A 12462-nucleotide genomic window follows, 5' to 3' on the forward strand; every position below is an offset into this window, starting at 1 on the left:
GGAGACCACCGTGCACGTCGTCATCGTCGGCTCGGGCATCGCCGGGCTGACCGCAGCGATCCGCGCCAGCACCGCCCACGACGTCACGCTCGTGACGAAGGGGGCGCTCGCCGACAGCGCCACCGCGTACGCCCAGGGCGGCATCGCGGTGGCGCTCGGCGCCGACGACTCGACGGCGCTGCACCAGGCGGACACGCACGTCGCGGCCGCGGGCAGCGCCGATGCCCGTGCCGTCGAGGTCCTCTGCACCGACGGCCCGGCACGGGTCCGCGACCTCCTCGCCCTCGGCGTGCCCTTCGACCGGTCGACCGACCCCGCCGGCCTCGACCGGTACGGCGACGACCTCGCCCGCGGCCGCGAGGCCGCACACGGTCGCTGGCGCGTCGTGCACGCCGACGGCGACGCGACGGGGACCGCCATCGAGCGCACCCTGATCGACGCGCTGCACCGCCGGCACGTCACGATCCTCGAGCGCACCAGCCTGACCGACCTCGTCGTCCGCGACGGCGGCGTGGTCGGGATCGACGTGCTCGACCTGCTCGGCGAACCCCGGCGGATCGCCGCCGACGCCGTCGTCATCGCCTCCGGGGGAGCGGGGCACCTGTACCGCGAGACCACCAACCCCCTGGTCGCGACCGGTGACGGGGTCGCCGCCGCCTGGCGCGCCGGTGCCGTCCTGGCCGACCTGGAGTTCGTCCAGTTCCACCCGACCCGGCTCGCCGTGCCCGGCGGCGGACTGGTGTCCGAGGCCGTCCGCGGTGAGGGCGCGGTCCTCCGGGATGCCACCGGCCGACGGTTCATGACGAGCGTGCACCCGGACGCCGAGCTCGCCCCGCGCGACGTCGTCGCCCGGGGGATCGCCGCCGCGATGCGCGACCAGGGCGGTGCCCCCGTGCTCCTCGACACCACCGGACTCGACGCCGGCTTCCTGGTCAGCCGGTTCCCCGGACTCACCCGGGCCACGCGCGACGCCGGCTTCGACTGGACCCGCGAAGGCGTCCCGGTCGCACCCGCCGCGCACTACTCGATGGGCGGCATCGCCACCGACGCCGAGGGACGGACGAGCCTGCCCGGACTCCTCGCCGTCGGCGAGGCCGCGTGCACCGGCGTCCACGGGGCCAACCGCCTCGCCTCCAACTCGCTGCTCGAGGGACTCGTCTTCGCGGTCCGCGCCGCGGACGCGGTCGCCGCGCCGCGACCCGGCCTGCTCCGCCTGCGCGGTGACGCCGGTCTCCACATCACGAGCGTGCCCCGGGCGGCGGACGCGATCCGGGCCTCCCGAGAAGGGCTGACGGGAGGCGCGGATCACCGTGACCCGACCGCGGACGTCCGCCACGCGGTCCAGTCCGTCATGACGGACCGCGTCGGGCTGCTCCGTGACGCCGACGGGCTGGCGAGCGCGCGCCGCGAGCTCGACGCGCTCACCGCGCCGACCACCGGTGGCGTGCGTGAGCACGAGGACCGTGCACTGCTCGACCTGGCCCGACTCGTGGCGCTCGCCGCCGAGGCCCGCACGGAGTCCCGGGGGGCGCACGCCCGCACCGACCACCCCGACACCGACCCCGCCGCCCCGGCCTCCTACGCCTGGGTCGCCGAACGCCCCGACCCACACGACAGCGCACACGCCGACGGCTCCACCGTCGTTCCGCAGGAGGTACCCGCATGACCATCGACCCCGGCTCCATCCCGCCGCACGCCCTGCGCCGCGTGATCGACACCGCGCTCGAGGAGGACGCGCCGTGGGGGGACGTCACCAGCGAGGCGCTCATCCCCGCCGCGGCCACCGCAGCCGCCACCCTCGGAGCCCGGGAGCCCGGCGTGCTGAGCGGCGGTGGGGTCTTCGCCGCCGTGATGCACGCCGTCGACCCATCGATCGACGCCGTCCTGCACGTCGCCGACGGCACGCCCTTCGCGGCCGGGGACGTCATCGCGACCGTCACCGGACCGGCACGGGCGGTCCTCCGGGCCGAACGGGTCGCCCTCAACCTCGTACAGCGCATGTCCGGCATCGCGACGACCACCGCGGCCCACGTCGCCGCGACCGCGGGCACGTCCGCGCGGATCGTCGACACCCGGAAGACGACGCCGGGCCTCCGAGCCCTCGAGCGGTACGCGGTGCGCTGCGGCGGCGGGCACAACCACCGCACCTCGTTGTCCGACGCCGTGCTCGCCAAGGACAACCACCTGGCGGTGCTCCTGGCCGGCGGGATCGGCATCGGGGACGCGGTCGCCGCCGCCCGGCAGCGGCTCGGGCACACCGTCCACGTCGAGGTGGAGGTCGACCGGCTCGACCAGATCGAACCCGTCGTCGCGGCCGGGGTCGACACGATCATGCTCGACAACTTCACGCCGTCCGAACTCACGGCCGGTGTCGGGATCGTCGCCGGCCGGGCCCTCGTCGAGGCGTCGGGCGGGGTGTCGCTGGACACCGTCGCGGCGATCGCGGCGGCCGGTGTCGACGTCATCTCGGTCGGAGCGCTGACCCACTCCGCACGGGCCCTCGACCTCGGACTGGACATCGACGTCGCGGCACCGGTCGAGCACGTCACGGTCCCCGCGGGGGACTGACGTGTTCTACCTCGACCGGGCCGCCACCACCCCGGTCCGCCGCGAGGTGCTCGAAGCGATGTGGCCGTACCTGACCGGGGTCTTCGGCAACCCCTCGTCGACCCACGGGGTCGGCGACGAAGCCGCACGCGGGCTCTCCGGCGCACGGGCTGCCGCCGCGCAGGTGCTCGGCTGCCGACCCGCCGAGGTCGTCTTCACCACGGGCGGAACCGAGGGGGCGAACACCGCGGTCAAGGGGATCGCCCTCGCCGAGCCCCGGGGCCGACACGTCGTCACGAGCGCCATCGAGCACGAGGCCGTGCTCGAGAGCTGCGCGTACCTCGCCCGGTTCCACGACTTCGACGTCACCGTGCTGCCGGTCGCTCCGGACGGGCGGGTGGACCCGCAGGTGCTGTGCGCCGCGCTCCGGCCGGACACCACCCTCGTGTCGATCGCGCACGCCGACAACGAGATCGGCACCGTGCAGGACATCCCGGCGCTCGCCGAGGTGGCCCACGGGGTCGGCGCCCGGTTCCACACCGACGCCGTGCAGTCCGCGCCGTGGCTGCCGATCGGCCTCGACGTGCTCGGGGTCGACGCGCTGTCGTTGTCCGGGCACAAGCTCGGAGCTCCGAAGGGCACCGGCGTGCTCGCGGTCCGTTCCGGGGTGCGCCTCGAGCCGCTGCTGCACGGTGGGGGACAGGAGCGCGGTCGACGCTCCGGCACCGAGGACGTCGCCGGGGCAGTGGCGGTCGCCACCGCTCTCAGGCTCACAGCCCCGTCGTCGATCTCGTCGTCGTCGCACGTCGCGACCGCGGTGCGTGACGCCGTGCTCGACGGGGTGCTCGTCGCCGTACCCGGCGCGTTCGTCACCGGGTCGCGGGAGCACCGGCTGCCCGGGCACGCGTCGTTCTGCTTCCCGGGGGTGAACGGCGAGACCGTGCTGCTCGAACTCGAGCAGCGCGACGTCGTGTCGTCGTCCGGCAGCGCCTGCGCGGCGGGCAGCGCCGAGGCGTCACACGTGCTCACGGCGCTCGGGGTCCCGGACGAGGTCGCCCGGACCGCGCTCCGCCTGACGTTCGACGGAACACTGGCCGTGGCGGACGTCCCGGTCGTGGTCGGAGCCGTGGCGGAGTCGGTCGCGACGGTTCGCGCCCTCGGCTGAGGTGTACTAGACGTTCTACTCCATCTCTGGGTACGTGTCCCCCCTTCTGCGGACCGGTGATCTGCGCCAGAGTGTTCCACATGGCAAACGTGATGGCGACCCGGACGCGACGGGACGACCGCTTCCGCGCGGTGCAGCTCCTGCCCGCCCCGGCGACCCTCGTCGCGCTCGCCCTGGCAGCGCAGCACGACCTCGGCACGGCCCCGCTCGGGCTCATCGCCGTGGTCGGCGCGCTCGCGACCACCGGGAGTGCCCTGCTCCCGATGGTCCGCCCTGCCGCAACACCTCGGTCGATGCCCACACCGACCGAGACGGACCGGTACCGAGAGGACACCGAACACCCTTGAGGTCCACCACCGCGCGGCTTGCCGACCCGAGCCGCGCGGTGGACCCAGACCGGATGCCGATTCCCTGATCGACGTCCGGCGCGGGGCGCGACGTTCCCCCTGTCGTCGTGTCCCGCCGCACACCGCGATCCCGCCGTGGGTCTCGACGTCCGCACCCCTGAGCGGCGTCGGTTCCCCTGCAGCCCACGGCGGGTTCCGGTTCCCCGGTAGCGTCGCGGCATGCCCTCGTACCGCGTGACCCTGGCAGTGGGGGCGCTCGCTCCCGGCACGGCACCCGACGCCGTCCTGCCCACTGCCGCCCGTCTGGTGCGAGAGCACGCGGTGGTGGAGGCCGAGGACGTCCGGTTGCTCCGCGGTGTGCCCTGCGCCGTCGTTCGGTTCGAGGCCGAGGACGACCGCGCCGCCGCGGCTGTCCGGGACGCCACAGTCGACGGCCTGCGGGACCTGGTCGAGATCCGCTCCGACGTCGTCACCCGCCGCGAGGGTGGCCGCTGGTTGCCCGTGGCCTGACGTTCAGGCCGAGTGCGTCGCCGGTTCGGGGGTCCCCGGCCAGACGTAGTCCAGGTCGTCCGGCACGTCGGGGAACAGCTCCCGGTAGTGCTCCGGCGCCTTCTGCACGAGCTTCGACCGGTGCGATCGGTGCAGGGCCTCGTCGTCGTTCCACGGTGGGATCGGCACGTCGCCGCGCTCGTACGCCGCCAGGTCCTCCGGCACACGGCCCAGGTCGAGCAGGGTCTTCTCGAGACACGTGTCGGCGTACCCGCGCTCCGCCCAGACCCGGCACGTGGCCTCCTGGTAGGCCATCAGCGCCGGGCGGTAGCCGCGCCACATCGCCGTGACCGGGTGGTGCTGCCAGCCGTAGTCGGGGAGCGTCAGTGCGCGCATCACCTGCAGGGTCTCGACCCGCTGCTTGCCGAGCCGCCGGTCGTCGAGGACCTCGGCGGACGCCCGGAAGTCGGCGAACGGCAGGAACGTCTGCATGACGCGGACCGTACGCCGGTCGCCTGGCCTCCGACACATGCCGTCACGAACGTGCCACGCCACCGGGGACCGTGTGAGCATCGACCGCATGAGCGGAGAACTGGTCGTCGGCGTCAGCGGCAGCCCATCGGACCCCTCGCGGACCTCCACCCTGGTCGCGGCCACCGTGGCGCGCCTCGCCGAGGAGATCGACGGTGCCCGCACCGAGACGATCGAGATCGGACCGCTGCTCGCCGACCTCGGGGCCGCGTCGAGTCGCGAGGCGATGTCCGAGCGGACCCGTCGAGCGCTCGAGACGGTCGAGGCCGCCGACGTGCTGGTGGTCGGCAGTCCGGCCTTCCGCGCCGCCTACTCGGGCGCGTTCAAGCTGTTCTTCGACTGGGTCGGGCAGTACGACCTCGTCGACACCCCGGTGCTCCTGACCGCGACCGGCGGCAGCGACCGGCACGCGCTGCTCGTCGAGCACCAGATGCGTCCGTTGTTCGGCTTCTTCCAGTCGACGACCCTGCCGCTCGGGGTGTTCGGCAACGAGCGGGACTTCACCAAGCGCGAGGGCGGCTACGACATCGCCAGCATCGACCTCGAGCTCCGGATCGACCAGGCCGTGCGTCGGGCCGTCCCGCTCATCCGCGGTGGCTTCGCGTCCGCCGGCGTCGCCGACGTGCGGCGGCCCGCCGACTTCTGACCCGCGCGGTCGCGCCTGGCCCTTCCGGTCGTACCGGGTGTTTCCGGGCGTCCCTGGTCCGAACTTCTCATCGGGTACGCCCGGAACCACCTTGCATCGCGCGTGCGATGGGAAGGAACGGGCGCGACCCAGCGCGACCAGCAGGCGGACGGGAGGCCCGTGGCGACGCCGCCACGGGCCTCTCCCCACCGGCACGGCCAGTCGGCCGCTGGCGCGTCCGCCTGGTACCGGCGGCGTGGGCCCAGTCTTGCTGTGGCTCAGCCGAGCAGGGACGCGACGTGCGCGACCGCCAGGCGGTAACCGTCCGCGCCCGCTCCGGCGATGACCGCCGTCGCGGCGGTGGCGACGTGGTCGACGTGGCGGAAGGGTTCGCGCTTCCACGTGTTCGACAGGTGCACCTCGACGACGGGGACGAACAGTGCCTCGACGGCGTCGTGCAGCGCGACCGAGGTGTGCGCGTACGCGGCGGGGTTGATGACGACCGCGGCGAAGTCGTCGAGCGCCTCGTGCAGCCACTCGACCAGGTCGCCCTCGCGGTTCGTCTGGCGGAAGTCCGCCTCGAGTCCGTGCACGGCTGCCTCGGTGTGCACGATCGCCTCGATCTCGGCGAGCGTCACCGAGCCGTACTGCTCCGGGTCGCGGCGCCCCAGGATGTCGAGGTTCGGGCCGTTGAGGACGAGGATGCGCGGCGCGTCGGTCATGGGCCGAGCGTAGCGAACGCGGGGAGCACGGCGTGGTCCGGACGATGCATGCGCCGGCTATGTGAACGGTCACAAATCGGTGTAACGTCTCCGTCCGGGTCGGCGCAGTTGTCGACCGCAACACACTGACGTGGAGATGTTGAATGGTTCTCGCTGCAGCGAACACAGGGATACGGCTCGACCTGGGATGGGTCGACTACCTGATGATCATCGTGTACTTCGCGGTCGTCATCGGGATCGGGTTCACCGCCCGCAAACAGGTCCGTACGAGCATGGACTTCTTCCTGTCCGGTCGGTCGATGCCGGCCTGGATCACGGGTCTGGCGTTCGTGTCGGCGAACCTCGGCGCGACCGAGATCCTCGGCATGGCCGCCAACGGCGCCCAGATCGGCATGGCGACCCTGCACTACTACCTCGTCGGCGCCGTGCCCGCGATGGTGTTCCTCGGGCTCGTGATGATGCCCTTCTACTACGGCTCGAAGGTCCGCTCCGTGCCGGAGTTCATGCTGCGCCGTTTCGGCAAGGCGCCGCACCTGGTGAACGCGATCGCGTTCGCGGTGTCGAACGTGCTCATCGCCGGCATCAACCTCTACGCGATGGCCATCGTCATCGAGGCCATGCTCGGCTGGCCGGAGTGGCTGGCGATCATCGTCTCCGCCGGCTTCGTGCTCGTCTACATCACGCTCGGCGGCCTCTCCAGCGCCATCTACAACGAGGTCATGCAGTTCTTCGTGATCATCGCCGGGCTCATCCCGCTGACGATCGTCGGTCTGCACCGTGTCGGCGGCTGGGACGGCCTGTCGAAGGCCATCACCGAGACCCAGGGTGTGCAGCACCTGCAGGCGTGGGCCGGCACCGGCTTCGGTGACGTGACGAACCCGATCGGTGCCAACTGGCTCGCCATCGTGCTCGGCCTGGGCTTCGTGCTCGGCTTCGGGTACTGGACCACGAACTTCACCGAGGTGCAGCGCGCGTTCTCGGCGAAGAACATGTCCGCGGCCCGCCGCACCCCGCTCATCGCCGCGATCCCGAAGCTCTTCATCCCCGCCATCGTCGTGATCCCCGGTCTCATCGCCGCGGCCGTCGTCGGCAACCAGTTCGCCGACGGGACGCTCACGTACAACGACGCGATCCCGAAGCTCATCCAGATGTACCTGCCGACCGGTGTGCTCGGCATCGCGGTGACCGGTCTGCTCGCCTCCTTCATGGCGGGTATGGCGGCGAACGTGTCCTCGTTCAACACCGTCTTCACGTACGACATCTGGCAGCGCTACATCCGGCCGAACATGCCGGACATGCACTACCTGAAGACCGGCCGCTGGGTGACCGTCGTCGGTGTCGTGATCGGCATCGCCACCGCGTTCATCGCCGCGCAGGCGTCCAACATCATGACGTACATGCAGACGCTGTTCTCGTTCTTCAACGCGCCGCTGTTCGCCGTGTTCATCCTCGGTCTGCTGTGGAAGCGCATGACGACGCAGGGCGCGCTCTGGGGCTACGTCCTGGGCATCGTCACGCCGACGATCACCTGGATCGCGTACTTGGTCAACCCGGACCTGTTCGCGACGGCGACCGCCGAGACCCTGTACGGCGCGATCATCTCGTTCGTCACCGTGCTGGTCGTCGGGTTCGTCGTCTCGATGCTGACGAAGCCGAAGGACGAGAAGGAGCTCGGCGGGCTGGTCTACGGCGTCGGCAAGATCGACCTGCACGGCGATTCCGTCGCGACCGACACCGCCTGGTACCGCTCGCCCGCGCTGCTCGGCACCGTCGCGCTCGTGCTGTGCGTCGTCCTGTACCTCCCGTTCCTCTGATCCGCGAAGGAGATCACCACTCATGAGTGACACCACCACCCCCGGCGCGATGACCGAGGAGCAGAAGGCCGCCCTGGTCCGCTCCACCCGCCGCCTCGACCTCCGCCGCATCCTCGGTGGCCTGTTCGTGCTCTACGGCGTGATCACGACCATCGTCGGGATCGTGCACTGGGACACCGACCCCGAGAAGACCGGCGGCATCCACATCAACCTGTGGGTCGGCATCTCGCTGCTCGTCGGCGGGCTGCTGTTCTTCCTCTGGGACCGCCTGAACCCGGTGCCCGCCGAGGACATCATCGGCCAGGCCGAGGCCGAGGCGCACCAGCGGGCCGCGGGCGAGGGGCGCGAGCTGGCCTGAGCCGGTTCGGCCCGTCCTGCATGACCCAGAACGACGAAGTCGCTGTCGCACGACAGCGACTTCGTCGTTTCCGGCCTCGGAACCGGCGCCTTGACCCGTGTACCGGTTGGTTCCCCCACGAAACGGTTGCGCTGCGCTCGCACCAGGGCCAGGTTGAGCGTGACGAAAGGAACCACCCGTGGACACCATGGTCTTCATCAACCTGCCCGTCGCCGACCTCGACCGCTCGAAGGCCTTCTACGAGGCACTCGGCTACTCCATCAACCCGGCTTTCAGCGACGACACCGCCGCGTGCGTGGTGGTGAGCGACACCGTCTACCTGATGGTCCTCACGAAGCCGAAGTTCGCCGAGTTCACCGACAAGACGATCGCCGACGAGGGGACGATCGAGGTCATCAACTCGCTCAGCGCCCCGTCGAAGGACGAGGTCCACCGCATCGTCGACGCTGCCGTCGCCGCCGGTGGTACCGAGGACCGCCCCGAGATGGACCTCGGCTTCATGTACCAGCGCAGCTTCACGGACCCCGACGGCCACCGCTGGGAGTACGTGTGGATGGACGAGCAGGCGATGGAGGACGGGCCGCCCGCCGAGTGAGTCTCGGGCTGTCGGGGGTGCCCGCCAGGATGGTGCCATGAGCACCGAACCCGCCGGCACCGCGCCCGCTTCCTCACCCGACCTCGTCACCGGTGACGACGGTCTGGCGCGGCCGGTGTGGGCGTCGTCGGACGAGCTGCTGCGCGACTACTACGACACCGAGTGGGGCATGCCCGTGCGGGACGAGCGCGGCGTGTTCGAACGGCTCTCGCTCGAGGCGTTCCAGTCCGGGTTGTCCTGGCGCACGATCCTGGCGAAGCGGCCGGCGTTCCGTGGGGCCTTCGCCGACTTCGACCCCGACACCGTGGCGGCCTTCGGCGAAGACGACGTCGCCCGGTTGATGGCCGACGCGGGGATCGTCCGGAACCGAGCGAAGATCCTGGCCACCATCACCAACGCGAGCGCCACGATCGCCCTGCGTGCCGACGGCGGACTCGCCGACTTCGTGTGGTCCTTCCGCCCGGACACGACGCCCGAGCCGTCCTCGTACGCCGAGGTGCCCACGGCGTCCGACGAGTCCCTCGCCCTGTCGAAGGCGTTGCGGAAGCGCGGGTTCGCGTTCGTCGGCCCGACGACGATGTACGCCCTGATGGAGGCGCTCGGCATCGTCGACACCCACCTGGTCGGCAGCCACCGCCGGGGGACCTCCGGCGTCTGGGGCTGACCGGCACGGCCCGCGTGTCCCGGGGCTAGGGTCGCGGCATGGCCGACGAGATCCGGATCGCGTTCCTGCTGTTCCCGCACCTGACCCAGCTCGACCTCACCGGTCCGGCGCAGGTCCTCAGCAGGGTGCCGGGCGCGCGGGTGACGTACGTCGCGGCCACCCTCGACCCGGTCCCGAGCGACTGCGGCCTGGCGCTCGTCCCGACGGAGACGATCGCCGAGGCGAGTGCCGACGGAGCCGCGCTCGCCGACGTGCTCGTCGTGCCCGGCGGTGACGGCGCCTTCGACGCGATGCTCGACCCGGCGGTCGTGGCCTTCGTCCGTCGCCAGGCCGAAGGGGCGACGTGGGTCACCTCGGTGTGCACGGGTGCGTTCGTGCTCGGTGCCGCCGGGTTGCTCGCGGGCAAGCGGGCCACGACGCACTGGGCCTCGAAACCGATGCTCGAGGCCTTCGGCGCGCAGCCGGTCGACGCCCGGATCGTGGAGGACGGCGCGGTCGTCACGGCCGCCGGGGTGAGCGCCGGCATCGACATGGCGCTGTGGCTCGCGGCCGAACTCGCGGGCCGGTCCGCCGCCGAGGCGATCCAGCTGCAGATCGAGTACGACCCGCAGCCGCCCTTCGACAGCGGCTCGGCCGAGCGGGCCGACGCCGTCGTGGTCGCCCGGGCCCGTGCGGCAGCGGAGGAAGCACGCGGCGAACGCGTCACCCGAGCCGCCGCAGCCGTCCTGCGCTGACGCGGACGGACCGACGGCGGTCAGGAATCCCCGCTGGTGTCCGCCGAACGGTCACGAAACGTCGTTCCGGGCGCGGCCAGCCGACACTTCGTGACCGCTCGGGGCCGCGCATGCGGGGTGTCGTGACGCGCCGCACCCCGCCGCACCCCGCCGCACCCCGGCGTCAGGCCAGCGGCTTCCGCATCTGCGCCGACGTCAGCTGGTACCCGAGCGCTGCGTACAGCTCCTGCGCCCCGGTGTTGTACCCGAACACGTTCAGGCCGATGCTCGTCGCACCGTGTTCCGCTGCCGCACGGTGCGCCAGCTCGAGGGCACGTCGGGCGTGCCCACGGCGCCGGTGCGCCTGGTCCATCTCGACGTCGAACACCCACCAGTCGGTGCTGTCCGGCGCGAACGGCCCGATCCACAGGTACCCGACGACGCCGTCGTCCTGGTCGACGACGTCCCAGACCAGGTGCCCGTCGGCCGGTTCGCCGTCGGGGAACCACCGCTCGAGCGACTGCTGCTTGTTGGCCTCGGCCTGCTCCCGGGTCTCGCCCGCCTGCATCCGCGACGTCACGTACTCGGCCATCGTGGCGTCCAGCCAGGCCGGGAGGCGCTCGGCCGGCATCGCGACCAGCCGCGTGTCCGTCATCGGTTGCCCTTGGAACCCCGGCTCGGCTTGCCGCGCATCTTCCCGCGACCGGGCGTGGGGGCCTTGCCGGTGTTGGACTTCTTCCCGCTGCCGGACTTCCCGCTGCCGGGCGACTTCGCCTTTGCCTTGCCGCCTGCGCCGCCGGCACCGCCCTTGGAACCGGACCCGCCCTTCGCGCCCGACCCCGCCTTGGAGCCGCCACGAGCCGGGCCCGAGGCGTCCGCGTCGTCGCGATCCGTGCCTCCCGGCTGGTCTGGCTGACTGCGCGAGCTGTTCGCGGTGCGCCCCCGCACGACGCCGATGAACTCCTCGGTCGTCTCGGTGGCGTCCTCGTCCCGCCAGACCAGTGCGATGCGCGTGCCCTCAGCGTTCATGAGCGGACGACCGACCAGGTCCTTGCGGCTGGCGGCGCGGAACAGCGACTGGGGGAGCACGACGACGCCGACGTTCGCCTCGACCAGGTCGAGCGCGGCCTCGATGTCCGCGGGCACGGGGCCGGGGTCGACGACGTGCACCTCGGCATCGTCGAGGTCGACTTCGGCCAGCTCGGCGAGCGGGGAGTCCTTCGGCATCGCGACGACGGCCGTCTCGGTCCAGAGCGGGATTGCGTTGTGCTGCTCGGACACCGGCATCCGGGCGAAGACCATGTCGGCCTCGCCCGCCAGCGTGTCGTCGACGTCGTCGGCGCCGATCGGCCGCAGCCGGAGCTCGATCGAGGGGAAGCGTTCCCGCCAGACACGGGCCCACTTTGCGGGGGAGACCCCCGGCACGAAGGCGATGGTGAGAGCCGCGGTCATGCACACGAGCATAGGGGCCGTACCCTTGACACCATGCCGCAGGAACAGACCATGAAGCCCGAGACGGCCGCGAAGAAGCTCGGCATCTTGCTGACGGCCGCTCCGGAGTCCTTCCGGAACGCTCCCGTCACGCGCACCGCCTTCGACGAGCTCCGGAACGAACCCCCGATGTGGCTCGAAGACCTCCGACGCGACGGCCCGCACCCGCGGCCCGTCGTGGCCCAGAAGCTCGGCATCTCGATCTCGGGTCTGAACCGTTCCGGGATCGACGACGCGCTGACCACCGCGGAGATCAAGACGTTGCTCGAGCAGAAGCCGGAGTGGCTCGTCCGCGAGCGTGCGACGCAGGCCGCCGTGCACGCCGAGAACGCCCGCGTGAAGCAGGAGCGCGCCGCCAAGGCCGCTGCCCGCGCCGAGGACTGACCCAGCCCCGCACCACC

16 protein-coding genes are annotated in these 12462 nt (G+C 71.9%); 12 read left to right on the top strand and 4 right to left on the bottom strand.

The annotated features are described in order from the left end of the window. Nucleotides 1–10 precede the first annotated feature (10 nt). From nadB to ITJ56_RS02655, 5 genes are all read left to right on the top strand, one after another. Nucleotides 11–1666: an L-aspartate oxidase gene (nadB, locus tag ITJ56_RS02635; protein ID WP_194627303.1), complete on the top strand. Its 1656-nt coding sequence runs from the start codon at nucleotides 11–13 to the stop codon at nucleotides 1664–1666. Beyond that, nucleotides 1663–2568 (top strand): carboxylating nicotinate-nucleotide diphosphorylase, encoded by a 906-nt coding sequence (gene nadC, locus ITJ56_RS02640; protein WP_194627305.1) that lies wholly within the window; start codon nucleotides 1663–1665, stop codon nucleotides 2566–2568. Before nadB ends, nadC begins: the two co-directional genes overlap by 4 nt. A 1-nt stretch (nucleotide 2569) precedes the next feature. Then, on the top strand, nucleotides 2570–3712 hold the full coding sequence (locus ITJ56_RS02645; RefSeq protein ID WP_194627307.1) for a cysteine desulfurase family protein: 1143 nt from the start codon (nucleotides 2570–2572) through the stop codon (nucleotides 3710–3712). Nucleotides 3713–3792: 80 nt separating this feature from the next. Then, nucleotides 3793–4059, top strand: coding sequence for a hypothetical protein (locus ITJ56_RS02650; protein ID WP_194627309.1), 267 nt, complete (start codon nucleotides 3793–3795; stop codon nucleotides 4057–4059). 219 nt (nucleotides 4060–4278) lie between these two features. Then, nucleotides 4279–4569 carry a hypothetical protein gene (locus ITJ56_RS02655; protein ID WP_194627311.1) on the top strand — a complete coding sequence of 97 codons (291 nt, stop codon included), beginning with the start codon at nucleotides 4279–4281 and terminating at the stop codon, nucleotides 4567–4569. Between the two features lie 3 nt (nucleotides 4570–4572). Here the strand turns inward: ITJ56_RS02655 and ITJ56_RS02660 are convergent, their stop codons facing one another. Next, a complete protein-coding gene (locus tag ITJ56_RS02660; protein WP_194627313.1) occupies nucleotides 4573–5040 on the bottom strand; it encodes an MSMEG_6728 family protein in 468 nt (155 codons plus the stop codon). Nucleotides 5041–5128: 88 nt separating this feature from the next. On the opposite strand from ITJ56_RS02660, the gene ITJ56_RS02665 reads away from it, so the two are divergent. Further along, the gene (locus ITJ56_RS02665) at nucleotides 5129–5725 is read left to right on the top strand and encodes an NAD(P)H-dependent oxidoreductase (RefSeq protein WP_194627315.1); all 597 of its coding nucleotides are present in this window, start codon (nucleotides 5129–5131) and stop codon (nucleotides 5723–5725) included. A 257-nt stretch (nucleotides 5726–5982) separates the two neighbouring features. On the opposite strand, the gene aroQ is transcribed toward ITJ56_RS02665, so the two are convergent. Further along, nucleotides 5983–6426: a type II 3-dehydroquinate dehydratase gene (gene aroQ / locus ITJ56_RS02670; RefSeq protein WP_194627317.1), complete on the bottom strand. Its 444-nt coding sequence runs from the start codon at nucleotides 6424–6426 to the stop codon at nucleotides 5983–5985. A gap of 143 nt (nucleotides 6427–6569) precedes the next feature. On the opposite strand from aroQ, the gene ITJ56_RS02675 reads away from it, so the two are divergent. From ITJ56_RS02675 to ITJ56_RS02695, 5 genes are all read left to right on the top strand, one after another. Beyond that, nucleotides 6570–8240: a sodium:solute symporter family protein gene (locus ITJ56_RS02675; RefSeq protein ID WP_194627319.1), complete on the top strand. Its 1671-nt coding sequence runs from the start codon at nucleotides 6570–6572 to the stop codon at nucleotides 8238–8240. 22 nt (nucleotides 8241–8262) lie between these two features. Beyond that, entirely contained in the window at nucleotides 8263–8598 is a 336-nt protein-coding gene (locus ITJ56_RS02680) for a hypothetical protein (RefSeq protein WP_194627321.1), read from the top strand. Between the two features lie 187 nt (nucleotides 8599–8785). After that, nucleotides 8786–9193, top strand: coding sequence for a VOC family protein (locus ITJ56_RS02685; RefSeq protein WP_228517097.1), 408 nt, complete (start codon nucleotides 8786–8788; stop codon nucleotides 9191–9193). 37 nt (nucleotides 9194–9230) lie between these two features. Further along, a complete protein-coding gene (locus ITJ56_RS02690) occupies nucleotides 9231–9857 on the top strand; it encodes a DNA-3-methyladenine glycosylase I (protein WP_194627325.1) in 627 nt (208 codons plus the stop codon). A 38-nt stretch (nucleotides 9858–9895) separates the two neighbouring features. After that, complete coding sequence (locus ITJ56_RS02695; RefSeq protein WP_194627327.1) at nucleotides 9896–10591, top strand: DJ-1/PfpI family protein; 696 nt, start codon at nucleotides 9896–9898, stop codon at nucleotides 10589–10591. 163 nt (nucleotides 10592–10754) lie between these two features. Here ITJ56_RS02695 and ITJ56_RS02700 read toward each other — a convergent pair whose 3' ends face one another. Both ITJ56_RS02700 and ITJ56_RS02705 read right to left on the bottom strand, forming a co-directional pair. Beyond that, nucleotides 10755–11225, bottom strand: coding sequence for a GNAT family N-acetyltransferase (locus ITJ56_RS02700; RefSeq protein WP_194627329.1), 471 nt, complete (start codon nucleotides 11223–11225; stop codon nucleotides 10755–10757). Then, entirely contained in the window at nucleotides 11222–12022 is an 801-nt protein-coding gene (locus ITJ56_RS02705) for a LysR family transcriptional regulator substrate-binding protein (RefSeq protein ID WP_194627331.1), read from the bottom strand. The genes ITJ56_RS02700 and ITJ56_RS02705 overlap by 4 nt, the downstream gene beginning before the upstream one ends. 33 nt (nucleotides 12023–12055) lie before the next feature. On the opposite strand from ITJ56_RS02705, the gene ITJ56_RS02710 reads away from it, so the two are divergent. After that, complete coding sequence (locus ITJ56_RS02710; RefSeq protein ID WP_194627333.1) at nucleotides 12056–12445, top strand: DUF5997 family protein; 390 nt, start codon at nucleotides 12056–12058, stop codon at nucleotides 12443–12445. Nucleotides 12446–12462 lie beyond the last annotated feature (17 nt).

The organism is Curtobacterium sp. VKM Ac-1376, from assembly GCF_015351025.1.
Classification (GTDB): Bacteria; Actinomycetota; Actinomycetes; order Actinomycetales; family Microbacteriaceae; genus Curtobacterium.